Source organism: Marinobacterium nitratireducens (assembly GCF_014645375.1).
Taxonomy (GTDB): domain Bacteria; phylum Pseudomonadota; class Gammaproteobacteria; order Pseudomonadales; family Balneatricaceae; genus Marinobacterium_A; species Marinobacterium_A nitratireducens.
In genome coordinates, this window is the sequence record NZ_BMLT01000015.1 from 1 (window position 1) to 23,223 (window position 23,223).

Here is a 23,223-nt window from a genome sequence, read left to right on the forward strand (position 1 = left end):
ATGACCGACGAGGTGGCGCGGCTGGTGCTGCGCCACAACTACGGCCAGAGCCAGATCCTCAGCCTCGGGGAAATCCAGGCCGCCAGCCGCATCAACGATCACCGCCGCCTGATCCAGCAGCTGGAGCGCGCCGGTCGCCTCAACCGCGAGCTGGAGCAGCTTCCTTCCGACGAGCAGCTCGACGCCCTGGCCCGCGAAGGCCTGGGACTCAGCCGCCCCGAGTCGGCAGTGCTGCTGGCCCACAGCAAGCTGTGGCTGTGCGACCAGCTGATCGCCGATGGCATCGCCGACAATGACGACCTGCTGCCGCTGCTGCAGGAATACTTCCCGACAGCCGTTCGTGAGCGCTTTGGCGGCATGCTGGAGCAGCATCCGCTGCGCGCCGAACTGCTGGCGACCCATCTGACCAACCAGCTGTGCAACCGCATGGGCGAGACATTCATCAGCTACCTGCAGTCCGAAACCCGTTGCAGCGCCCTCGAAGCCCTCCGGGCCTACGTCGCCGCCGGCCGCCTTCTCGATGTCGACAGCCTGTGGCGCGGTCTCGAGTCGATCGAATGCGAGATCGACGAAAGCCTTTTCCGCAGCCAGCTCACCAGCATTCAGGACCTGATCGAGCGCACCGCGCTCTGGCTGCTGCGCCAGCCACAGCAAACCCGCGCCACCGCACAGCACCCGACCTTCGCGAACGATATCCAGCGCCTGCTCGACGCGCTGCCCGGGCTGATCGACAGCGAGCTCCAGGCTCCGCTGCAGCGTGAAAGCGAGCGTCTTACCGTCGCGGGCCTGCCCCAGGCGCTGGCCGATCGCCTTGCACTGCTGCCGGCCGTCTACCCCCTGCTGTCGGTGCTGACCTTGTCACGCAGCAGCAACCAGGGGCCGGAGGCCGCCGCAGCCGTCTATTTCGCGCTGGAGGGCGAACTGCAGCTCGAGCCGCTGCGCCGGGCCATCGCCTCGCTGCCCGAGCGCAACCTCTGGCAGCGCAAGGCACGCGCCACCCTCGCCCGAGAGGTCGACGGTGCCCAGCTGCAGATTTGCCGCTGGGTACTGGACAGCACTGCCGATGCGGCGCCCGGGGCCCGTCTGGCGCAATGGCAGCAGAGCACCGACCCGCTGCTGGGCAACCTGCGTCAGACCTTCGCCGAAGTCCGCTGCAGCGAAACGCCGGATCTGGCGATGCTGTCCGTCGCGACGCGTGAACTGTGCAACCTGAAACCCTTTTGAGAACCGAACCCACTCCCCCGGCCCGGCGCCGGGGGTGACAAACCGACTGCCCGCAAGGAGAACCCCATGACTCAACACTCTGTTAGCCGCGCCACCTTCGACGAAGTGATCGTTCCGAACTACAACCCGCCGGCGACGCTGCCGGTGCGCGGCGAAGGATCCCGCCTCTGGGATCAGGACGGCCGCGAACACATCGATTTCGCCGGCGGTATCGCCGTCAACGTTCTTGGCCACCGCCACCCGCGGCTGGTCGAAGCGCTCAAGGACCAGGCCGACAAGCTCTGGCACCTGAGCAACGCCTTTACCAACGAGCCGGTGCTGGAACTGGCGCAGAAACTGACCGCACGCACCTTCGCCGACCAGGTCTTCTTCTGCAACTCCGGCGCCGAAGCCAACGAAGCCGCCTTCAAGCTGGCGCGCAAGTATGCGCATGACCACCACGGCGCCGGCAAGCACGAGATCATCGCCTTCAACCAGGCGTTCCACGGCCGTACCCTGTTCACCGTTTCGGTCGGCGGCCAGGCCAAGTACCGCGAGGGCTTCGAGCCGGTACCGGCGGGCATCAGTCATGTGCCCTACAACGACATCGAGGCGCTGCGCTCGGTCATCTCCGACCGCACCTGTGCGGTGGTGATGGAGCCGGTTCAGGGTGAAGGCGGCGTCGTGCCGGCCGACCCCGAATTCGCCCGCGCCGTGCGCGAGCTGTGCGACGAGCACCAGGCACTGCTGATCTTCGACGAGGTGCAGACCGGCGTCGGCCGCACCGGCAGCCTCTATGCCTACGAACAGCTCGGCGTGACGCCCGATATCCTGACCACCGCCAAGGCGCTCGGCGGCGGCTTTCCGATCGGCGCCATGCTCACCCGTCGCGAGATTGCCAGTAGCCTCAACGTCGGCAGCCACGGCACCACCTACGGCGGCAACCCACTCGGCTGCGCGGTCGCCAAGGCGGTACTGGACATCGTCGACGACGTCGAGTTGCTTGAGGGCGTGAAGCGCAAGCAGGCGCTGTTCGTCAAACTGCTGGAGGACATCAGCGCCCGCCACCACTGCTTCCGCGAGATCCGCAGCGCCGGTCTGCTGATCGGCGCCGAGCTGACCGAACACTGGCATGGACAGGCCGCCAAGTTCCTCGCCGCCGCCCGCGAGCGCGGCCTGATGCTGCTGGTCGCAGGCCCCAACGTGCTGCGCATGACGCCGTCGCTGATCATCCCGGACGAGGATATCCGCGAAGGCATGGCGCTGCTCGAAGAGGCAATCGCCAGCGTGCTCGAGGTCGAACATTGCGCCTAAGGCGTTGAGCGTGGGAGCTGCGCACCCGGAGGGCGCTTCCCCGCGGCGAATGTCGCGGCACCCTGCCAGCCGCGTTCGCACCGGGGCGGCGCTCCTACGGATGTGACAGGCACTGCCACGCCGATACCAATCGATCTGCACTGCGATCGATTCGTGGAATTTTCAGGCTCTGGTAGGTTGGGTGAAGGCCCGAAGGGCCACAACCCAACACCCTTGCCCCGATCCGAACGCCCGGTCATTGCAAGCAAGCGCCATTGCATCGCTAGATCCATCCTCCGTCCGTGGCTTCGATCGGAGCGGATGCCGCCTTACGCCTTCCGCTTTACCCAATAACCCTGTTCCTGCGCATCCATGCGCTCAAAGGATAAGTACGTCCCTGTACAAAAAACCATGTCGCATCAGCGACAGTTCCCACCTGTCGATCGTGGCGTCGATCAACAATAATTAGATACCGACTACAACAACGAGGACTGCCGACGATGACTGCCGACGCCCGCTACACGCCCTGGCTCGAATGGCTGGACAGCCAGCAAGACGAGATGCTGGCGCGTACCCTGGAGCTTGCAGAAATCAACTCCGGCAGCCTCAACGCCGAGGGTGTCAATCGCGTGCGCCAGACCCTGGCGCGCTACTGCGAGAGTCTGGACGGCGAGGCACAGGTGCTTCCGGTCGGGCCCTACTCGCTGATCGACGAGTCCGGCGTAGAGCGGCACTTCCCGCTCGGCGACGCCCTGCGCATCCGCAAACGCCCCGACGCGCCACTGCAGGTCTTCTTCTGCGGCCATATGGATACCGTTTTCGCCATCGACCATCCATTTCAGTCGGTACGCTGGCTCGACGACAACACCCTCAACGGTCCGGGCGTCGCCGACCTCAAGGGCGGCCTGATGGTGATGCTGAAGGCACTGGAAGCGCTGGAGCGCAGCCCCTTTGCCGAACAGGTCGGCTGGGAGATCCTGTTCAATCCGGACGAGGAGATCGGCTCGCCGGGCTCCGCCGCGCTGATTGCCGAAGCCGCCAGGCGCGTCGATATCGGCATGATCTACGAGCCCTGCATGCCGGACGGCACCCTCGCCGGCGCGCGCAAGGGCAGCGGCAACTTCAGCGTCGTGGTCCGGGGGCGCGCAGCCCACGCCGGACGCGAGCATCACCTGGGCCGCAACGCGGTGCGGGCGCTGTGCGACTTCGTGTCGGGGCTCGACGACCTCAACGGTCAGCGCGACGGCGTGACGATCAACCCCGGTTTCATCCACGGCGGCGGCGCCGTCAACGTGGTGCCGGACAGCGCCATGGCGCGCTTCAACATTCGCCTCGAACGCGCCAGGGACGAGGCCTGGTGCCTCGAACAGCTGGATCGCCTCGGCGCCGAAATCAACGCCCGCGACGGCATCTCGCTGCAACTGCACGGCGGTTTCGGTCGCAAGCCCAAGCAGCTCTCGGCCGCCAACCAGGCGCTGTTCGAGCTGGCCCGCGACTGCGGCGCCGACCTCGGCATGACAATCGACTGGAAACCGACCGGCGGCTGCTGCGACGGAAACAACCTCGCCGCCGCCGGCATCCCCAATATCGATACCCTCGGCGTCCAGGGCGGCAAAATCCACAGCTCGGACGAGTACATGCTGGTCAGCAGCTTTACGGAACGTGCAAAACTCAGCGCACTGATCCTGATGAAGCTCGCCGACGGCGCCCTGGGCGATCACCTGCAGAACAAGGAAGGGACCCACCGATGCTGATTATCCGCCCCGTCGACTTTCCCGACCTGCCGCAACTCGAACAGCTGGCAGTGCAGTCCCGCGGCAGTATCACCACACTGCCGGCCAACCGCGAATACCTGGGCCAGCTGATCGGGCTGACCCAGAGTTCCCTTCGCAACAGGGTCAGCCTGCCCGGCGGCGAGTCCTATCATTTCGTGCTCGAGGACAGCGACAGCGGCCGCATCCTCGGCATCAGCGGTATCGAGGCCTGCATCGGCCTCGATTCGCCGTTCTACAGCTACCGCATCGACGAGGTCGTGCACGCCTCGCGCGAGCTGCAGATTCACAACCGCATACCGTCGCTGCACCTGTGCCAGGACTATAACGGCACCAGCCGGCTCTGCACCCGCTACCTGGCGCCGGAGGCCAACGAAGCCGCCAACATTCATCTGCTGTCGCGCTCGCGGATGCTGTTTATCGCCGCCCACCCCAAGCGTTTTGCCCGCCGTACGGTGGTGGAACTGCAGGGCATGGTCGACGACGAGGGCCGGTCGCCGTTCTGGGAGAGCCTCGGCCGGCATTTCTTCGGCATGGACCTGTCGCAGGCCGACTACCTGACCGGCATCAATCGCAAGACCTTCATCGCCGAACTGATGCCGCACTATCCGGTTTACGTGCCGCTGCTGAACGAGGCGGCGCGCAACGCCATCGGCCAGCCTCGCCCCGATATAGAGCCGGTGATGGACCTGCTCGAGGACGAGGGCTTCGTCTACCGCGGCTACGTCGACATCTTCGACGCCGGCCCGACGCTGGAAGTCCGTACCGACGATATCCGCTCGGTATGGCAGAGCCGGACCGTCCGGCTGGCTGTCGGCGACGCCCCCGACAGCGCCCCCTGGCTGCTTCTGAGCAACGACCATACCGAGGATTTCCGTGCGGTACTGGTACGGGCCAACCCCGAACGGCCGCAGGTCGCACCCGAGGTGGCCGCGCAGCTGAGACTGGACGACGGCGATAGCGTCCGCGTGCTGCCGCTGGGCACCGATGACCTGCTGATTTAACAAGAGGTTCGCTATTCATGATGATCATAAGACCGGTACAGCGCGACGACTGGGCCGCGTTGCGGGAGCTCGCGCGCAAGACCGGCCCCGGCTTCACTTCGATGCAGGATGACGACGACCATGTCCACAACATGATCGAGTCAGGAGTCAGCGCCTTCGCCCAGGAGTCGGCGAACCCTGACGCCTACTACCTGTTCGTGATGGAGGACAGCGACAGCGGCCAGGTCGTCGGCACCTGCGCCATCCACGGCGCCGTCGGCATGGACGACGTCTGGTACAGCTATCGCGTCGGCACCCTGGTGCAGGCCTCACGCGAACTCGGCGTCTATCGCCAGTTACACACCCTGACCATCAGCAACGACCAGACCGGCTTCAGCGAGCTCTGCACCCTGTTTCTGGACCCCGAGTACCGCAAGAGCCTCAACGGCCATCTGCTGTCCAAGTGCCGCTTCCTGTTCATGGCCGAATTCCCGCACCTGTTCAGCGACACCCTGATCGCGGAGATGCGCGGTTACTCGGACGCGAACGGCGTATCGCCGTTCTGGGAAGGACTGGGCCGCCACTTCTTCACCATCGACTTCACCCAGGCGGACCAGCTGTCGACCCGCAACAAGGTGTTCATCGCCGAGCTGATGCCCAAGCACACCATCTACACCAACCTGCTGCCCGAGGCGGCGCAGGCCGCGATCGGCAAGACCCATGACGCCACACTGCCGGCCCGCCGGCTGCTCGAGAGCGAAGGCATGCGTTACACCCACTACGTCGACATCTTCGACGCCGGTCCCATGCTCGAGGCACCGGTACAGGAAATTCGCGCCGTCAGGGACAGCCGCTACTTCAAGGCCCGGATCGAGACGGTGCCGGATCAGGAGCAGCCGTTTCTGATCAGCAATACCCTGCGCGACGGCTTCCGTTGCTGTACCAGCCGCGCCATCAGTCTTCGCAACAGCATCGCCAGCCTCGACGAAGAGACCGCGACCGCCCTGAACATTCGCAACGGCGATACCGTGCGCATTGTGCCGCTGTTCGCCGAAAGGAGAGCTTGAACATGACCCTGTTTATCAATGGCGACTGGCTGGCCGGCGCCGGCCAGCCCCTCGAATCCCGCAACCCCGCCACCGGCGACCTGCTGTGGCAGGGCAACAGCGCCACCGCCGAGCAGGTCGGTACCGCAATGCGCGCCGCCCGCAACGCCTTCGAAGCCTGGTCCGACCTCACCTTCGCCGAACGCGCCGATCTGTGCCGCCGCTTCGCCGAGCATCTGGGCGAGCGCAAGGAAGAGCTTGCCGACGCCATCGGCGGGGAGACCGGCAAACCGCTGTGGGAAGCCCGCACCGAAGTCGCGGCGATGATCGGCAAGATCGAGATCTCGATTCGCGCCCACGACGAGCGCACCGGCGGCCGCGAATCCGAAGTCGCCGGCGGCCGCGCCGTGCTCCGCCATCGCCCCCACGGCGTTGTTGCCGTCTTCGGCCCGTACAACTTCCCGGCTCACCTGCCCAACGGCCATATAGTGCCGGCACTGCTGGCCGGCAACTGCGTGGTATTCAAGCCCAGCGAGCTGACCCCGCGGGTTGCCGAGCTGACGGTCAAATGCTGGCAGGAAGCGGGCCTGCCGGCCGGTGTCCTGAACCTGGTCCAGGGCGAGAAGGAGACCGGCATCGCGCTGGCCGGCCATGCCGACATCGACGGTCTGTTCTTCACCGGCAGCTCCCAGACCGGCGAGCTGCTGCACCGCCAGTTCGGTGGCCACCCGGGCAAGATCCTGGCACTGGAAATGGGCGGCAACAACCCGCTGCTGGTCGGCGAGATCAGCGATATCCCCGCAGCCGTGCACGAAACCATTCAGTCGGCCTATATCAGCGCCGGTCAGCGCTGCACCTGCGCACGTCGCCTGCTGGTACCCGAGGGCGAAACCGGCGACCGCTTCGTCGAAGCGCTGGTGCGCGCCGTCCGGGGCATCAGGGTTGGACGCCATGACGCCGAGCCGCAGCCCTTCATGGGCAGCCTGGTGAGTGAAAAGGCCGCCGACCAGCTGCTGGCCGCCCGCGACCGGCTGGTCGCGCTCGGCGCCAAAGAGCTGGTCGAACTGACCAAGCTCGAGGCCGGCACCGGCCTGCTTTCACCGGGCCTGCTGGACGTCACCGACGTCGCCGAGTTGCCGGACGAGGAGTACTTCGGCCCGCTGCTGCAGCTGATCCGCTACCGCGACTTCGACGCCGCCATCCGCGAAGCCAACAACACCCGCTACGGCCTGTCCGCCGGCCTGTTGAGCGACAGCCGCGACGAATACGAGCGTTTCGTGCGCCGTATCCGCGCCGGCATCGTCAACTGGAACAAACAGACCACCGGCGCCAGCAGCGCCGCGCCCTTCGGCGGCATCGGCGCCAGCGGCAACCACCGCGCCAGCGCCTACTACGCGGCGGACTATTGCGCCTACCCCGTCGCGGGCATCGAAACCGACAGGGTACAGCTGCCACAGACCCTGGCACCGGGCCTGGACCTGGGGTTCGAATAACGAACGAGGTGACAGGTGACGCGTGACGCGTGACGCGACGTAGGGTGCCGGTAAGCGAAGCGCACCGGCACCCTACAACGATGAAGCGGCCTCGAATGGCTTTTACGCGTAACCCGTCACACGTCACCCAAAAAAACAACATCGGCCAGACCGAAACTGGAGACAACAATCATGAATGCCTTTGAAGCCAACTTTGACGGCCTGGTCGGCCCGACCCACAACTACGCCGGCCTGTCCTTCGGCAATATCGCCTCGGACAAGAACCAGGCCAGGGCCTCGAACCCGAAGCAGGCCGCACTGCAGGGCCTGACCAAGATGAAGGCACTGCATGACCTGGGAATGGTTCAGGGCGTGCTGGCGCCGCAGGAGCGTCCGGACGTCCAGACCCTGCGTCGCCTCGGCTTCGGCGGGTCCGACGCCAATGTGCTGTTCCAGGCAGCTCAGTATGCACCGCGCATTCTGGCGGCCTGCTGCTCGGCGTCCAGCATGTGGACCGCCAACGCCGCGACGGTTTCCCCGAGCGCCGACACCTGCGACGGTCGCGTGCACTTCACCCCGGCGAACCTGACCAACAAGTTCCACCGTTCGATCGAGCACGAGACAACGGGCCGTATCCTGCGCGCCATCTTTCCCAACGAACGCCACTTCAGGCACCATTCGGCGCTGCCGGGCGTCGAGCACTTCGGCGATGAAGGCGCCGCCAACCACACCCGTTTCTGCCACGAGTACGGCGCACGCGGCATCGAATTCTTCGTCTTCGGGCGTTACGCCTTCGATAGTCAGAAGCCTGCGCCGAAGAAATTTCCGGCGCGCCACACCTACGAGGCGTCGCAGGCGATCGTGCGCAAGCACAGGCTCAGCAGCCAGCATGTGGTGTATGCCCAGCAGAATCCTGACGTCATCGACCAGGGCGTGTTCCACAACGATGTGATCGCCGTCGGCAACCGCGACCTGCTGTTCTGTCATCAGGAGGCGTTTCTCGATCAGGCGCGCGTGAAGCAGGAACTGACCCGGGCGATGAACGGCAGCTTCCGTGTGATAGAAGTTCCCACCGCGCAGGTATCGGTCGCGGATGCGGTCAGGTCTTACCTGTTCAACAGCCAGCTGCTGTCGCTGCCCGATGGCCGCACGCTGCTGGTGATTCCGGAAGAGTGCCGCCAGACACCCGCAGTCTGGGCCTACCTGCAGGAGCTGGTCGGCAGCGGCGCCGGTATCGACGAGCTGAAGATTTTCGATCTCAAGCAGAGCATGAGCAACGGCGGCGGTCCCGCCTGTCTGCGACTGCGGGTGGTGCTGAACGATGCCGAGCGCGCCGCGGTCAATCCGCATACGCTGATGAACGACGAACTCTACAGTCGTCTGACCCGCTGGGTCGAGAAGCACTATCGCGACCGCCTGGAGGAAAAGGACCTGACCGATCCCAAGCTGCTGATGGAGTCGCGGTTTGCGCTGGACGAGCTGACGCAGATCCTCAATCTCGGGTCCGTTTACCCCTTCCAGCGGTAACGGCGCGACGGGTGACGGGTGACGGGTGACGGGTTACACGTTACCTGTCACGCGTCACGACCTCCCCCAATGCCGGCGATGGGTGTTGAAAAGGCGGTTGTCGGCGGGGTCGAGCCGGGCGAAGTCGGCCTGCTGGCGCAGGAAGGCCGATACCGTCAGGCGCTGGAACCCCAGACCATCGAGGACCGGCAGCGCCCGGTTCAGGTAATCGAGGGTGACCGGGTACGGATGCCCGATCACCAGCGCCGATCCATACTCCCGGGCGATACTCAGGGCACGGCGAAACTGCACGTCGACCGCAGCCAGGGTCTGCTCATGATCGAGAAAGACATCGCGCATCAGCGCCGGAACGCCGCGCTCACGGGCAACATCCCAGGCCACCGTCTCGGCGCTGGTGCGACTGTCGACGAACAGCAGTCCGCGCTCGGCCAGCACCTCCATAACCCACTCCATCGGCTCGCGCCGCGCCGTCAGCAGGCTGCCCATATGGTTGTTGAGGCCGACCGCTCCCGGCACCGAGTCGAGACTGTCCCGCAGCCGCTGGCTCAGGCGCTCCCTGCCCAGATCCGGGGTCAGCGCGCCCGGTCCCAGCGCCAGGTGCTGCCGGTTCGCCATCGGCGCGTGCAGCAGCACTTCCTTGCCCTGCCCCTGCGCTTCCAGCGCAAGGGTGCGACCATGCCGGGAGTGCGGTAGCACCGCCACATCCAGCGGACCCGGCAGCGCCAGCGTGGCGCGTCCGGCCGACAGGTTGTTACCCAGGTCGTCGATCACCAGAATCAGGCGGGGCTGCTCCACCGCGTCGCGGCGCGACGCCGCGACCGCGGTGGGCAGGGGGAGAACGATGCCGGCCAGCGCGGCCAGCAACAGCGAACGTCGTTGCATCAGCCGTGGTTGGATTCCGGCTTGAGAATCACCAGCGCCTTGAGCAGGTTGAGCGCTTCGAACAGCTGGAAGTCGCTTTCGGCCAGGCGACCATCGGCTTTCACTTCGTTATCATTGCCGTTCGACTGACCGTTGACGAGATGTCCGGCCAGGTCACTTTCCTTGATACGGGTACCGTTCTGGAGGTTGTGCACCTCGGCCTCGTCGACGCGGATATCCGGCACGATACCCTGGGCCTGGATCGAGCGCCCGCTCGGGGTGAAGTAGCGGGCGGTGGTCAGTTTGACGGCCCGGTCCGACGTCAGCGGCAGAATGGTCTGGACCGAGCCCTTGCCAAAGCTGTCGGTACCCAGAATCAGCCCGCGTTTATGGTCCTGCAGCGCACCGGCGACGATTTCAGATGCCGATGCCGAGCCGGCGTTGATCATCACCACCAGTGGCACGGCCGGAGCGGCGGTATCGGAGGTGGCGTTGTAGCGCAGTTCGGTATTCGCCAGCCGGCCTTCGGTGTAGACGATCAGCCCCTCGTCGAGGAAGGCATCGCTGACCTCGACCGCCGCCTGCAGCACCCCGCCGGGGTTGTTGCGCAGGTCCAGCACCAGACCGCGCAGCGGCCCCTCCCGCTCCAGATCCCGGATCGCCCGGCCCAGGTCCTTGCCGGTATTGACCTGGAACTGGGAAATACGCAGGTAGCCGAAACCGTCCTCGAGCACGCGGTGACGTACCGACGCGACGCGGATGACATCGCGCACAAGACGTACCTCAAAGGGCTTTTCGACGCCTTCGCGAACGATGGTCAGCACGATCGGTTCACCGGGTTTGCCGCGCATCTTGGCCACCGCCTCATCCAGCGCCATGCCCTGAACCGGGGTGTCGTCGAGTTTGACGATGAGATCACCGGCCTTTAAACCGCCCTTCTGCGCCGGCGTGCCGTCGATCGGAGCGATGACCCGAACGAAACCGTCCTGCATGCCCACTTCCAGGCCAAGACCTCCGAACTCGCCGCTGGTGTGCTCCTGCAGATCTTCGTAGGCCTCGGGCTCGAGATAGGCCGAATGCGGATCGAGGCCGGCCACCATGCCGCGGATGGCATCCTCGAGCAGCTTGGCATCTTCCACCGGCTCGACGTAGGCGGTCTTGATTCGCTCGAAGACCTCGGCAAACAACCGCAGTTCATCGAGCGGCAGCTGTGGGGTTTCCTCTTCGGCGACCAGACCTTCGAGTTCGGGGTCGACCGCCTCGGCGGCGCCGACCGGCACAGCCAGACAGGCCGACAGCAGCAGCGGGCCAAACGTTCTTGTCCAAATCCCTGGCGTGTTCGTCAACAACGTCATAACACCTTCCTATTTCAGGACCACCGGTTCAGTGTAGCCGGCTTCGGCGAACCGTATCGGAGCGGCTATTTGCGGGCCAGCCAGCGGGCCGGGTCCGTCGGTTTGCCGTTATGACGTACCGCGAAATACAGACCGGGCTCCGTGTAGCCGCCGCTATTGCCAACCACCGAGACGACATCACCCGCCTCGACCCAGGCCCCCGGTTCCTTCAACAGGCGCTGGTTGTGGCCGTAAAGACTCATGTAACCGCCGCCATGATCGACGATCAGCAACAGACCGTAACCACGCAGCCAGTCCGAGAATACCACCCGTCCGCGGTGTACCGCACGCACTTCGCGACCGGCAGGAGCCGCGATCAAGACGCCATCGAAGCGGATGCCGCTGTCGTTGTTGCCGAAGGCGCGGGCGAGCCGCCCCTGCACCGGCCAGTCGAGGTTGCCGGCAAGCGCTGGCAGGGCCTTGGCGGCCTTGGCGCTTTCCTGCTGCGCGCGTCTGGCTGCCTGCGCCCGCTTCTCTTCCGCGAGCCTCGCGGCCTTGAGCGCTTTCTCGATCTCCGCCAGCACCCCTTCCAGGCGCGTCTGGTCAGCTTTCAGAGAGGCCAGGCGCTTCTGGTCGCTGTCGATGGACTTGCGAAGTTCTGCCAGTGCGCTGCTGCGGGACCGGCGCGCCTGCTCCAGCTCGGAGCGGCGTTTTTCCAGCTCCTGCCGGCCGGCGAGCAGGTCCGCTTCGGTATCACTGAGCGCCGACTCGGTGTCGGCCAGAGCCTGCAACTGTTCTTCGAAGTGCCCGAGGCGGGCCAACAGTTCGGCATTGATCAGGTCGTAGTAGCGCAGCATGCGTTCCAGCTGGTCCGGATCGCGCTGATTGAGCAGCAGCTGCAGGCGCGGCTGCTGCCCGAGGCGGTACTGGCTGCGCAGCTGGCGCTGCAGCTGCTCGCTGCTCGCCGTGACGCTTTGCCGCAAAGCGTCGCGGCGCGCCTCGAGATCGCCGCTGCGGGAGTCCAGCTGCGCCAGCCTGGCATCGAGTTCGGCGATGCGGTTGCCCACCCGGCCGATTTCGGTCTCGCTGTCGCGCAGTTTCTGATCCAGCTCCTTGCGTTCGCCCTGCTGACGTCCGATATCACGCTGCAGTGCCCCGATGTCTTTCTGCAAACGCTTGATCTGCGCCTCGGTGGCGGCTTTGTCGGCCGCCATCAGAGCTCCGCCATACGCCAGCAGAAGCAGCAGTGACAGTATTCGGATCATAGTGCCAGAACTCCAGGAACGCTGCCCGGGCGGTACCGCCCGGGAAAATCAGCTAAGCGTCACCAGCGGCTTTCCGGTCATCTCCGGCGGCTGCTCGATGGCCATCAGCGACAGCAGCGTCGGCGCCAGATCGCACAGGGCGCCATCGGCCAGTCTGATCCGGTCCGCGCGCGGCCCGTCGTAGATCAGCGCCACCGGCCAGTTGGTGTGCGAGGTGTGCGGCTGGCCGGTCTTGGGGTTGACCATCAGTTCGACGTTACCGTGGTCGGCGGTGATCAGGGTCTCGCCGCCGACTTCGCGCATCGCCTCGAGCACCTGCCGGACGCTTTCGTCGACCACCTCGCAGGCCTTGACCGCGGCATCGAATTTGCCGGTGTGACCGACCATGTCACCATTGGCGAAGTTGCAGACGATCAGGTCGAACTGGCCGCTGCGAATCGCCGCGCAGAGTTTTTCGGTCACTTCCGGCGCGCTCATTTCCGGCTTCAGGTCGTAGGTGGCCACATCGGGCGACGGTACCAGAATCCGTTCCTCGCCGGGGTATACGGCTTCCTGACCGCCATTGAAGAAGAAGGTAACGTGGGCGTACTTCTCGGTTTCGGCAATGCGCAGCTGGGTTTTGCCAAGACCGGACAGGTACTCGCCAAGATCGTTGCTGATGGCCTGCGGCGGATAGGCGCAGGAGGCCTCGATATCGGCGGCGTACTCGGTCAGCATGACGTAATCGGCCAGCTGCGGGCGCGCGCCTCGATCAAAGCCGTCGAAATCGGCATCGACGAAGGCGCGGGTGATTTCGCGGGCGCGGTCGGGGCGGAAGTTGGCGCATATCACCACGTCGCCGTCCTTGACCTGCCCACGCGGCTGACCACGGTCGTCGGTCAGAACCGTCGCCTGAACGAACTCGTCGTTCTCGCCGCGCCCGTAGGCCGACTCCAGGGCCTCCTTGCCGGATTTCGCCTGTTGCGGAGCCTTGCCATGCACCATGGCGTCGTAGGCGGCCTTCACGCGGTCCCAGCGGTTGTCGCGGTCCATGGCGAAATAGCGCCCGACCAGCGTCGCCAGGCTGCCGACACCGATTTCGGCCAGCTTCGCCTCGGCCTTTTCGATCGAGGGTTCGGCCGAACGCGGCGGCATGTCGCGGCCGTCCAGGATGCCGTGCAGGTGCACCGCGCCGGCGCCACGGGCGGCAGCCATCTCGAGCAAAGCCAGCAGATGGTCTTCGTGGCTGTGCACGCCGCCCGGCGAGAGCAGGCCCAGTACATGTACGGCACCGCCCTGCGCCACTGCCTTGTCGATCGCCGCGGTCAGCACCGGATTCTCGAAGAAGTCGCCGTCGGCGATGGCCTTGGAGATACGGGTGAAGTTCTGGTAGACGACGCGGCCGGCGCCGATGTTCATATGACCCACTTCGGAGTTGCCCATCTGGCCGTCGGGCAGCCCGACGGCCATGCCGGAGGTCTGGATGCGTGCATTGGGATTTTCCGCCAGCAGCCGGTCCCAGGTCGGGGTGCTGGCCGCTTCGATGGCGGAGGACTCGGAGTGCTCGACGCCGAAGCCATCGAGAATCAGCAATGCGCGGGGTACTCTGGGTTCAGTCATGGGGCCTGTCTGCTGTCTGGATTGCCAAAACCGCCATTTTACGCGCATGCGGAAAAATGACCAACAAGGGAAGTGAACAGTTGTTAGATTACAGTAAAGAGCCCAGAAATCGCCACGTGCGGCCATCGCCGGCAGTCGTGCCCGGGCCAGCGGCCCCTGGACTGATAGCTGTTAACTCTTAACGGTCTCCTCCCGGTCCATGTATACTTACGCGCTGACTTTTACCGCATAAGCGAAATTTAGCGCCTAGGCGAAATCGAACCCGCTGGAAACCAAGATGGAAAACCTGTTCGAATTTGTAACCAACCACCTGTACCTTGTGGCCGCCTGGGTCGTCACGGTTGTGCTGCTGCTGCTCAACGAAAGCCGCAAGGGCGGCACATCGGTGACGCCGTCGCAGGCCGTTACGCTGATCAACAAGGAAGACGCGGTCGTGATCGATATCCGCAGCAAAAAGGAATGGGCTGAGGGTCACATCACCAGCGCCCTGAACGTGCCGATGGCGGATCTCGATAAACGCATCGGCGAGCTGGAGAAGCACAAGTCGAAACCGCTCATCGTGGTCTGCAACCTCGGCCAGACTGCAGGAGCTGCCACCAAGAAGCTCAAAGCGGCCGGCTTCGAGAAAGTCTCCCGCCTCAGCGGCGGCATGACCGAGTGGAAAGGCCAGAACCTGCCGGTAATCAAGTGAGTTCCATGACCGACATCCTGATTTACAGCACCAGCTGGTGCCCCTTCTGCGTCCGCGCCAAGATGCTGCTGGATCACAAGGGTCTCGAGTACCGGGAAATCAATCTCGACCAGGAGCCCACCCGACGGCTCGAAATGATGGAGCGCAGCGGTCGCCGCACGGTGCCGCAGATTTTCTTCGGCGATACCCATGTCGGCGGCTGCGACGACCTGTTCGCGCTGGAGCGCAGTGGCGGCATCGAGCAATTACTGGCGACCTCCTGAACCGGCCCTATACCAACAACAGATTAAAGGAATCTACCCATGGCAGACGAAAACGCCCAGAACAGCAATCAGCAGGCCACCGGCCCGCAGTTCTCCGTGCAGCGCATCTACCTCAAGGATGCCTCGTTCGAAGCTCCGGCAACTCCGGTGATCTTCACCAAGCAGTGGAAGCCGGAAATCAACCTGGACCTGAACACGCGCACCAAGAACCTCGGCGAGAACCACTTCGAAGTGGTGCTGACCCTGACCGTAACGGCCAAGGTCGAGGACGAAACCGCCTTCCTGATCGAAGTTCAGCAGGCCGGTATCTTCCAGATCGCAGGCCTCGCCGAAGCCGAGCTCAACCATACTCTCGGCGCTTTCTGCCCCAACATCCTGTTCCCGTACGCCCGCGAGTCGGTCGACAGCCTGGCCACCAAGGGCAGCTTCCCGGCACTGATGCTGGCACCGGTCAACTTCGAGGCTCTGTACGCGCAGCGCATGCAGCAGCAGGCCGCTCAGGCTCAGGAAGGCGAGACCCAGGCGCACTGAACCTGATCCGGTCGCCACTGCCAAAAAAGTCTCCTCCGGAGGCTTTTTTTTCAGCAGCCGAATGGCCCGGGCATGCCATCAGGCGCTGCAGCTGCGCTCTTCAGCGCTCAGCAGCCGCAGTCCCTCGATCGCGGTCTTCATGGCATCGTCGTTGCGGTCCTGCGGATAGACCAGATACACCGGCAGCGAAATCAGCGGCGCATCCGCGACCGGCCAAAGCTGCCCGGCCTCGACCAGTTCCCGGGTCATGCGGCAGGGGAAGAAACCCGCGCCGCCGACCGCCAGCATCCGCTGCACACCCAGCCAGCCCACGTTCGCCTGCAGCGCCGGTGCGGGCTCGTTCGGATAGCGGGTGGCGAACTGGGCTTCGAATTCCGGCCCCCAGTCGACATGCACGTAGCCGTGGTTCAGCCAGTCGCCGTCGCGGTCGGTGCTGACCAGCATCAGCCGCTCGTCGAAAAGGTGCTCGATCCCCAGCCCCGGCCGGTTCTGCGGCGTGTACATCGCCCCCAGGTCCGCAGTGCCCTGTACCAGCGCCTGCATGGTGTCTTCTTCGAAGCCGATTTCGAGGCGCAGCGAAACATCCGGCATGCGACGCCGCATCCAGACACTCCAGCGGGTCAGAAACCCGTCCCAGAGCGCGATGCGTGCGCGCAGCGTGAGACTGCCGCTGTAGCCGCTGGGCAGGCCGACATCGTGGCGTGCCTGCTCGACCGTCTGCACCAGGCCCTTGGCATGGCGAAGAAAGCGCTTTCCGGCCGGCGTCAGCTCGGCGCCATGACGACCGCGTTGCAGCAGAGTGACGCCGAACTGCCGCTCCAGCGCCTTGATACGGGCGCTGACGGTGGACTGGGTAAGGTGCAATTGCTCGGCCGCGCCGACAAAGTTGCCGGCCGCGACCACTGCCAGAAAGGTACGGGCAAATTCGGTATCCATGCCTGCAGTTTATATCGAATTTTTCGATATTAAAGGCTGAAAAATATCGTTTGTTAACGATTGGCAATGACCTCTACAGTAGCAGCCCCTTGTATTCAGGAGGCGCTGTGAGTATCGGAAAGCGTTTCAACCGCGTGCTGCAGCTGCTGCTGCCCAACGACCCCAATCGCGCCAGCCATGGCGAACGCTGGCTGTCCGCGATCGGGGGGTTTCTTGGCATTGCCGGACTATTGTGGATAAGCAGCGGCGTGCTGGACCTCGAAGGTGCAACCATGGTGATCGGATCAATGGGCGCGACCGCGGTGCTGCTGTTCGCCGTTCCCCACGGCGCCCTGTCCCAGCCATGGGCGGTCGTGGGGGGACACCTGCTGTCGGCGCTCATCGGGGTCAGCTGCGCGCGCCTGATCGGCCCGCCGGAACTGGCCGCCGCGACCGCGGTCGCCGTTGCCACCGGCGTCATGTACTACCTGCACTGCATCCACCCGCCCGGCGGCGCCACCGCCATGGTCGCGGTACTGGGCGGCGATGCCATCCGCGAACTCGGCTACGGCTTCGTGCTCTATCCGGTCATGGCGAATCTGCTGATACTGATGCTGATTGCGGTGGTGCTGAACTGGCCTTTCCGCCACCGCCGCTACCCGGCGGTCCTGGCCAGGCCGCGCCACCGGGAACCGGCCAGCGAGGCGCGTCCCGAGCTCACGCATGACGACTTCACCTACGCGCTGGCGGAGGTCGATTCGTTCATCGATGTATCGGAACAGGATCTGCTGCGGATCTACCGTCTGGCCCGCCAGCACCACAGCCGCGAACCCCTCACCGGCGAACGGCCGGCCGCGAACGACGAGGATGCGCAACAGCGCCGGCGCTCCTGAGCCGGGGCAATAGAGGCTGCAGGATACGCCCTGGGCTCAGGGCGTATCACCCTGCTCGAGCTGGTGTATAAGCTCGCCGAGCTGCTCGATGCTCGGTGCTTTCTCAAGCATTTCGCTGGGCGTCATGCCCTCCAGCCCCAGATGGGGGCTGTCCATCCAGGCTTCGGCTTCCTGCTGATTGCCGAAATAGCCGATGGCGGCTTCCAGCAGCCGTTGTCGCGCTTCGTCCCGGACCATCGAGCACCTCCCCTGATCTGCAGGCTCATCGTCTTTGCAGTATAGGCCTGCCCACGAAGTGCGTTCAGACCGTACCGCTACCGGAGAGACTGCAGGCGACACCGTATGCTGTGCCGCCCGGTCCCTGGGCAGCCAGACGATGCAGCGGGATACGGAACCAGAAGCGGGCACCGCGACCGGGCACGCTGTCGGCATCGATAGTGCCCTGCATCCGTTCAACAACACCCTTGCAGAGCGCCAGCCCCAGGTTCGCGTCAGGCGCCGTCACCCCTTCCTGCCGCGCAGGATTGAAGGCCTGGAAGATGCGGGCCTTGTCGACGCCGTCGAGGCCCGGGCCGCTGTCCTCGACTTCGAATAGCAGATCGCTGCTCTCGGCCGATTGCAGGAACGCCTTTACCCCGACCCTGATGGTGCCGCTTTGCGTATGGGCCAGAGCGTTGTCGAGCAGCCGGGCCAGGACCCGTTTCAGCAGCGCCGCATCCCCCATGTAGGTGCCGCCGGCCTCCTCTGCCAGCTCGACCCTCAAACTCAACCCTTTCTCGAACGCCCGCATCTGATACGTCCGCTGCAAGTCTTCCAGCAGCGAACGCAGATTGAAGACGTCATCCCGCAGCCTGAAGTCCTCCGACTGCACCCGGGACAGCTCCTGGGCCCGATCGAGGAGACTCTTCAGCGCCTCGGCGGACTGCTCGATTACTGTCGCGTCGCGGCGCTGTGCGCCATCCAAAGGTGATTGCTGCAAACCCGCACAGCGCTGCGCCATGGTGTCCAGATGAGAACCGAACGCCTCGCACAGCTGCTCGCGGAAGGCCATCTGCTGGCGCTCCGCGCGCGCGTTCTCGTCAATGGTACGATCCAGTTTTTGCGCCAGCTCCAGGGTTTCGGCGTGCGATCGCCGGACCTCGCGCACCTGGCGCACCAGCGTGAATACCAGCAACATCGCGCCCACCGCCACCAGCCCGATCAGAAGGCCAAGATAGACCACCAGACGGCCCAGGTTTTCGCGTCGCTCGACCTTGGACCTGACGTGGTATTGAAGGGTGTCGAGCAGTATTCGGTTGGTGGTTTCGGTCAGCTGACGGGTCAGGCCATCCAACTCGCCCAGCACCCCCGCATCCAGGGTCGAGTACAGACGGCTGTCGATTTGATGCAACAGCTCGCGCAGCGGATCGATCTCGCCGCCGGCCCTGGGAAGATTGCGGAACACCTCGCCAAGCAGGCCGTGGGAAACCACCGACAGACGACTGTAGAGCACGTCGAAGCGCAAACGGGCCTGCTCGGCCAGCGTCTTGTCAGTGGGGTCTTCGCCAAGCTCCTTCAGCAGCAGGCTGAAATCATAGCTTTGCCGTTCGAGTTGGTGCGCCGCCCAGAGCGGATTCTCCTTTACCTCGTGCAGCAACTCCTGCTGCTGCGCGAAGACCATCGCGTACACCAGCAGCGCGCCCGCCAGGCACAAGGCCGTGATCACCAGCAGTGTATTTCGTGTCCTGTCCATCAGCCCACACCGCTACCCTAAGTTCATCCTGGATGGCCTTACCGGCCCGTCGTGTGCGGATTGTAAAGCAAAATGGTTCAGGTTCGCAGAATGATGTATCCGATGGTCAGGCACGGATGCTCAAAAGCTCGAAATCCTGCCGCCGGCGCAGCGGCCTGTCGCCCCGCCCAGGGCACTCAGAACCCCTGACCATGGAGACTTTGCTCGAGTACCTGCTCGGCCTGGCCACTTGCGAGCATGGCCTCGACCTCCTCTGCAGAAAAGGGCACGACGCTGATCAACGCCCGCGGCGACAGCGAAAGCGCATCGCCAACCGGCTTTGCCGGACGGTCGCAGAGCAGAAAAAAGGGGCAGCGCTGAGCGGCAAGCGCATCGCAGTTGACCGTCTGCCCCGGTTCGGCTTCGACCTGGAGCAGGCGGTTGTCGTGGCAGCGGGCGCGCAGGCAGCCCGCCTCGGCATCGAAGCCGTAAAGTTCGGTCACGATCAGCAGGGACTGCATCGGTTCATCCATGGCAGCATCTGGAATCTTCAGACTGGCACGCCTGGCCCGGCTCGACAAGTTTCCGGCATCGCTGGCGGTTGCAGCCGCCGCCAGAGTTCGGGACAATGGACAAAATCCAAAAATTTTGTATACACAAGACCAAACTGGAGGTTTGCGATGATCTGGACAGTCTACCTTTCCGGCGAGATTCACACCGACTGGCGCGAGCGCATTCAGGCCGGCTGCGCAGAACTGGAGCTGCCGGTCGAGTTCGTCAGCCCCAACACCGACCACGACTCCTCCGATGCCGCCGGCGACCACCTCGGCACCGAAGAAAATCCTTTCTGGCGCGACCACAAGTCGTCCAAGGTCAACGCCATCCGTACCAAGAACCTGATCGAGAGCGCCAATATCGGCGTGGTGCGTTTCGGCAGCCAGTACAAGCAGTGGAACGCAGCCTTCGACGCGGGCTACCTGGCCGCGCTAGATACCCCGTACATCACGCTGCACGACGCCGATATCATTCACCCGCTGAAAGAAGTCGACGCCGCCGCCATGGCCTGGGCCCAGGAACCCGAACAGGTGGTCGAGATCCTGCGCTACGTCACCCAGGGTAAATAAACAAGCAGGCGCCCTGAGCGGAGCAACCGCCACGGATGGCGGGAATACTGGCATTGCCGGAGCCGATACCGGCGAAAGCACCAGTGAAAGATGGCACGGCCGGCATTGCGAGGTGCGTCCTGGGCACCTCGCCATTCCAAGATAAACCCGGCAATTTTTTTGCCGGGTTTATATACTTCCTGAAGCCTTAGCAATCAGACCAGAGCAACGACAGGGAGTAACGTCGCATCATGCTGGCCGCCTATCAACTGGAACAGAACCGCCTGCACAAGACCCCGCTGGGTAGCAACGATCCGCTGCCGGAGGGTGCCATCTGGGTCGATGCGCTGGAACCGGATGAACAGGAGCGTAACTGGCTGTCGGGCCACTTCGTCGGCGACCTGCCCGGACAGGACGATATCGACGAGATCGAGGCGTCGTCGCGCTTCTTCGTCGACCAGGACGGCGTGCATATCAACTCGCTGTTTCCGCACAAGGTCGGCCAGGACCTGCGCACCTTCAACGTCTCCTTCAACCTGCGCGACGATCTGCTGATCAGCGTGCGCGAGGAGGACCTGAGCCTGTTTCGCCTGGTACGCCAGTACCTGCGCCAGGAACGCATCCAGGCCGCCAGACCCCTGCAGCTGCTGCTGCAGTTGTTCGCGCTCAAGGTGGACTACCTGTCCGACGCCATCGAGGACGTCTACAACATCCTCGAGAACGTATCCGACCAGGTGTTCGAGACCGACCACCTCGACAGCATCCTGCGCCTGATCAGCAAGCAGGAGGACGCCAACGGCAAGATCCGCCTCAGCCTGCTCGATACCCAGCGCACCCTGCGCTTCCTGCAACGCTACGACAGTGACCGGCTCACCAAGGACAATCGCCGCGAGATCAAGCAGATGCTCGCCGACATCGAGTCGCTGTTACCGCACACCCAGTTCCTGTTCGACAAGATCAACTTCATGCTCGACGCCACGGTGAGTTTCACCAACCTGGAGCAGAACAAGATCATCAAGATCTTCTCGGTCGCCGCGGTGATGTTCCTGCCCCCGACCCTGATCGCCAGCATCTACGGCATGAACTTCGCCCTGATGCCGGAACTGAGCCAGCGCTGGGGCTACCCGATGGCACTGGGCCTGATGGTGGCCAGCGCGGTCGGCACCTACGGCTACTTCAAGCGCAAGGGATGGTTGTGAGGGGGTGACACGTTATGCGCATCGGCGTGAAGGATCGTAGGGTGCCGGTGAGCGGAGCGAACCGCACCATCGGTCACGGTGCGCTTCGCTGTCGCTCAGCAGCACCCAACGGAAACATCTAACGCTTTACACCAGGTTGTAGATAAAGACGATGGCAACGGCGACCGGCGTCACGTAGCGCAGCACGCCGTACCAGAGCCCGAACCAGGGGCCGCGCAGCGACAGCTCGTTTTCCAGCGCCTGCCTCGCCATGAACCAGCCGACGAACACCGCCACCAGCAGACCACCCAGCGGCAGCAGAATATTGGCGGTCAGATAGTCGAGCAGGTCGAACACCGTCTTGCCCTCGAAGGCCGCGAACATGCCCAGCGGCGCAAAGCCCGACCACTCGTTGAGCGACAGTATCGAGGCGATACCCAGCAGCCAGCAGAGACTGCCCGCCCCCAGGGTGCTGACCAGGCGGTTCATGCCCTTCTGCTCTTCCAGCCATTCCACCAGCGGCTCGAGCAGTGAAATCGCCGAGGTCCAGGCCGCGAATACCAGCAGCACGAAGAACAGGGTACCGAACAGGCTGCCCAGCGGCATCTGGCCGAACGCCAGCGGCAGCGTCTGGAAAATCAGCCCGGGACCTGCGCCGGGTTCGAGGCCGTTGGCGAAGACGATCGGGAAGATCGCCAGGCCCGCCAGCAGTGCCACGCCGGTATCCATCAGCGACACCAGCAGTGAGGTTTTGGCGATCGATACATTTTTGTTGAGATAGGAACCGTAGGCCATCATTACGCCCATGCCCAGGCTCAGCGTGAAGAAGGCGTGACCCAGCGCCACCAGTACCGCTTCGGTGGTCAGGCTGGAAAAGTCGGGGCGGAACAGGAAGCTCGCGGCCTGACCGAAATGCCCGGTGGTCATGGCATAGCCCACCAGCAACAACAACAGTACGAACAGCGCCGGCATCAGGATGGTCACCGCACGCTCGAGCCCGCCGCGCAGGCCGCGCGCCACCACCAGCATGGTCAGCGCCATGAACAGGCTGTGCCAGATCAACAATTTTCCGGGATCCCCCAACAACCCGGAAAAGATCGCGCCGATCACCTCCGCGCTCTGTCCGCTCAGCTGTCCGCTGGCCGCGGTACCGACGTAAGACACCGCCCAGCCGCCGATGACCGAGTAGAACGACAGGATCAGGAAGGACGCCAGCACACCGACGCCGGCCAGCCATTTCCAGCGACTCGAAAGCCGGTCACGCTCGGCGAGGATGCGCATGCTGTTGATCGGGCTGCGGCCGCCGCGCCGGCCGATCATCACCTCGGCCATCATGATCGGAATTCCGACCACGGCAATGCACAGCAGATAGACCAGCACGAAGGCGCCGCCGCCGTTTTCGCCGGTGATATAGGGAAATTTCCAGATATTGCCGAGGCCGACTGCGGAACCGGTCGCGGCCAGCACGAAGGCCATTCTGGAAGACCAGAAACCGCGCTTGGCGGAGGCTCCGGAAACGGCACTGGTCGCTGCTGCATTGGACGTAGACTGAGTCACGTTATTCTCCTGGTTCGTTGTTTTTA

General features: G+C 64.3%; 21 protein-coding genes and 1 pseudogene. 13 read left to right on the forward strand and 9 right to left on the reverse strand.

Annotated elements, in window-relative coordinates:
- From IEX85_RS21195 to astB, 7 genes and pseudogenes are all read left to right on the forward strand, one after another.
- Positions 1-1,224 (forward strand): annotated as a pseudogene (locus IEX85_RS21195) (NAD-glutamate dehydrogenase domain-containing protein); the annotation flags it as partial.
- A 66-nt stretch (positions 1,225-1,290) separates the two neighbouring features.
- Positions 1,291-2,517 (forward strand): aspartate aminotransferase family protein, encoded by a 1,227-nt coding sequence (locus tag IEX85_RS21200; protein ID WP_188862633.1) that lies wholly within the window; start codon positions 1,291-1,293, stop codon positions 2,515-2,517.
- 479 nt (positions 2,518-2,996) lie between these two features.
- Complete coding sequence (locus IEX85_RS21205; protein ID WP_188862634.1) at positions 2,997-4,250, forward strand: hydrolase; 1,254 nt, start codon at positions 2,997-2,999, stop codon at positions 4,248-4,250.
- The gene (astA, locus tag IEX85_RS21210) at positions 4,244-5,272 is read left to right on the forward strand and encodes an arginine N-succinyltransferase (protein WP_188862635.1); all 1,029 of its coding nucleotides are present in this window, start codon (positions 4,244-4,246) and stop codon (positions 5,270-5,272) included. Before IEX85_RS21205 ends, astA (IEX85_RS21210) begins: the two co-directional genes overlap by 7 nt.
- Positions 5,273-5,289: 17 nt before the next feature.
- Complete coding sequence (gene astA / locus IEX85_RS21215; RefSeq protein WP_188862636.1) at positions 5,290-6,318, forward strand: arginine N-succinyltransferase; 1,029 nt, start codon at positions 5,290-5,292, stop codon at positions 6,316-6,318.
- Positions 6,315-7,790 (forward strand): succinylglutamate-semialdehyde dehydrogenase, encoded by a 1,476-nt coding sequence (gene astD / locus IEX85_RS21220; RefSeq protein WP_373290935.1) that lies wholly within the window; start codon positions 6,315-6,317, stop codon positions 7,788-7,790. The genes astA (IEX85_RS21215) and astD overlap by 4 nt, the downstream gene beginning before the upstream one ends.
- 171 nt (positions 7,791-7,961) lie before the next feature.
- Positions 7,962-9,296, forward strand: a complete 1,335-nt coding sequence (gene astB, locus IEX85_RS21225; protein WP_188862638.1) for an N-succinylarginine dihydrolase — start codon at positions 7,962-7,964, stop codon at positions 9,294-9,296.
- Positions 9,297-9,350: 54 nt separating this feature from the next.
- On the opposite strand, the gene IEX85_RS21230 is transcribed toward astB, so the two are convergent.
- The 4 genes from IEX85_RS21230 to gpmI all read right to left on the reverse strand — a co-directional run bounded on the left by IEX85_RS21230 (position 9,351) and on the right by gpmI (position 14,355).
- Positions 9,351-10,178 (reverse strand): divergent polysaccharide deacetylase family protein, encoded by an 828-nt coding sequence (locus tag IEX85_RS21230; RefSeq protein WP_188862639.1) that lies wholly within the window; start codon positions 10,176-10,178, stop codon positions 9,351-9,353.
- Positions 10,178-11,512, reverse strand: coding sequence for a S41 family peptidase (locus tag IEX85_RS21235; RefSeq protein ID WP_188862640.1), 1,335 nt, complete (start codon positions 11,510-11,512; stop codon positions 10,178-10,180). The genes IEX85_RS21230 and IEX85_RS21235 overlap by 1 nt, the downstream gene beginning before the upstream one ends.
- A gap of 65 nt (positions 11,513-11,577) precedes the next feature.
- The gene (locus IEX85_RS21240; protein WP_188862641.1) at positions 11,578-12,756 is read right to left on the reverse strand and encodes a murein hydrolase activator EnvC family protein; all 1,179 of its coding nucleotides are present in this window, start codon (positions 12,754-12,756) and stop codon (positions 11,578-11,580) included.
- 48 nt (positions 12,757-12,804) lie between these two features.
- On the reverse strand, positions 12,805-14,355 hold the full coding sequence (gene gpmI / locus IEX85_RS21245; protein ID WP_188862642.1) for a 2,3-bisphosphoglycerate-independent phosphoglycerate mutase: 1,551 nt from the start codon (positions 14,353-14,355) through the stop codon (positions 12,805-12,807).
- A gap of 277 nt (positions 14,356-14,632) precedes the next feature.
- Between gpmI and IEX85_RS21250 the strand changes: the two genes are divergently transcribed.
- From IEX85_RS21250 to secB, 3 genes are read left to right on the forward strand one after another with little or no spacing between them, the layout of a single operon-like run.
- Positions 14,633-15,046 carry a rhodanese-like domain-containing protein gene (locus tag IEX85_RS21250; protein WP_188862643.1) on the forward strand — a complete coding sequence of 138 codons (414 nt, stop codon included), beginning with the start codon at positions 14,633-14,635 and terminating at the stop codon, positions 15,044-15,046.
- Positions 15,047-15,051: 5 nt separating this feature from the next.
- Positions 15,052-15,309, forward strand: a complete 258-nt coding sequence (gene grxC, locus IEX85_RS21255) for a glutaredoxin 3 (RefSeq protein ID WP_188862644.1) — start codon at positions 15,052-15,054, stop codon at positions 15,307-15,309.
- Positions 15,310-15,348: 39 nt separating this feature from the next.
- Positions 15,349-15,840 carry a protein-export chaperone SecB gene (gene secB / locus IEX85_RS21260; protein WP_188862645.1) on the forward strand — a complete coding sequence of 164 codons (492 nt, stop codon included), beginning with the start codon at positions 15,349-15,351 and terminating at the stop codon, positions 15,838-15,840.
- A 78-nt stretch (positions 15,841-15,918) separates the two neighbouring features.
- Here secB and IEX85_RS21265 read toward each other — a convergent pair whose 3' ends face one another.
- Positions 15,919-16,776, reverse strand: coding sequence for a LysR family transcriptional regulator (locus IEX85_RS21265; RefSeq protein ID WP_188862646.1), 858 nt, complete (start codon positions 16,774-16,776; stop codon positions 15,919-15,921).
- Between the two features lie 107 nt (positions 16,777-16,883).
- Between IEX85_RS21265 and IEX85_RS21270 the strand changes: the two genes are divergently transcribed.
- Positions 16,884-17,648, forward strand: coding sequence for an HPP family protein (locus IEX85_RS21270; protein WP_229722048.1), 765 nt, complete (start codon positions 16,884-16,886; stop codon positions 17,646-17,648).
- A gap of 36 nt (positions 17,649-17,684) precedes the next feature.
- Here the strand turns inward: IEX85_RS21270 and IEX85_RS21275 are convergent, their stop codons facing one another.
- From IEX85_RS21275 to IEX85_RS21285, 3 genes are all read right to left on the reverse strand, one after another.
- Entirely contained in the window at positions 17,685-17,885 is a 201-nt protein-coding gene (locus tag IEX85_RS21275) for an antitoxin Xre/MbcA/ParS toxin-binding domain-containing protein (RefSeq protein WP_188862647.1), read from the reverse strand.
- Positions 17,886-17,949: 64 nt separating this feature from the next.
- The gene (locus IEX85_RS21280; RefSeq protein ID WP_188862648.1) at positions 17,950-19,380 is read right to left on the reverse strand and encodes a sensor histidine kinase; all 1,431 of its coding nucleotides are present in this window, start codon (positions 19,378-19,380) and stop codon (positions 17,950-17,952) included.
- Positions 19,381-19,556: 176 nt separating this feature from the next.
- Positions 19,557-19,892: a hypothetical protein gene (locus IEX85_RS21285; protein ID WP_188862649.1), complete on the reverse strand. Its 336-nt coding sequence runs from the start codon at positions 19,890-19,892 to the stop codon at positions 19,557-19,559.
- 147 nt (positions 19,893-20,039) lie between these two features.
- Here IEX85_RS21285 and IEX85_RS21290 point away from each other — a divergent pair, with 147 nt between their 5' ends.
- Both IEX85_RS21290 and corA read left to right on the forward strand, forming a co-directional pair.
- Positions 20,040-20,483, forward strand: coding sequence for a YtoQ family protein (locus IEX85_RS21290; RefSeq protein WP_188862650.1), 444 nt, complete (start codon positions 20,040-20,042; stop codon positions 20,481-20,483).
- A 230-nt stretch (positions 20,484-20,713) separates the two neighbouring features.
- On the forward strand, positions 20,714-21,661 hold the full coding sequence (gene corA, locus IEX85_RS21295) for a magnesium/cobalt transporter CorA (protein WP_188862651.1): 948 nt from the start codon (positions 20,714-20,716) through the stop codon (positions 21,659-21,661).
- Between the two features lie 126 nt (positions 21,662-21,787).
- Here corA and IEX85_RS21300 read toward each other — a convergent pair whose 3' ends face one another.
- A complete protein-coding gene (locus IEX85_RS21300; protein WP_188862652.1) occupies positions 21,788-23,197 on the reverse strand; it encodes a sodium-dependent transporter in 1,410 nt (469 codons plus the stop codon).
- Positions 23,198-23,223 lie beyond the last annotated feature (26 nt).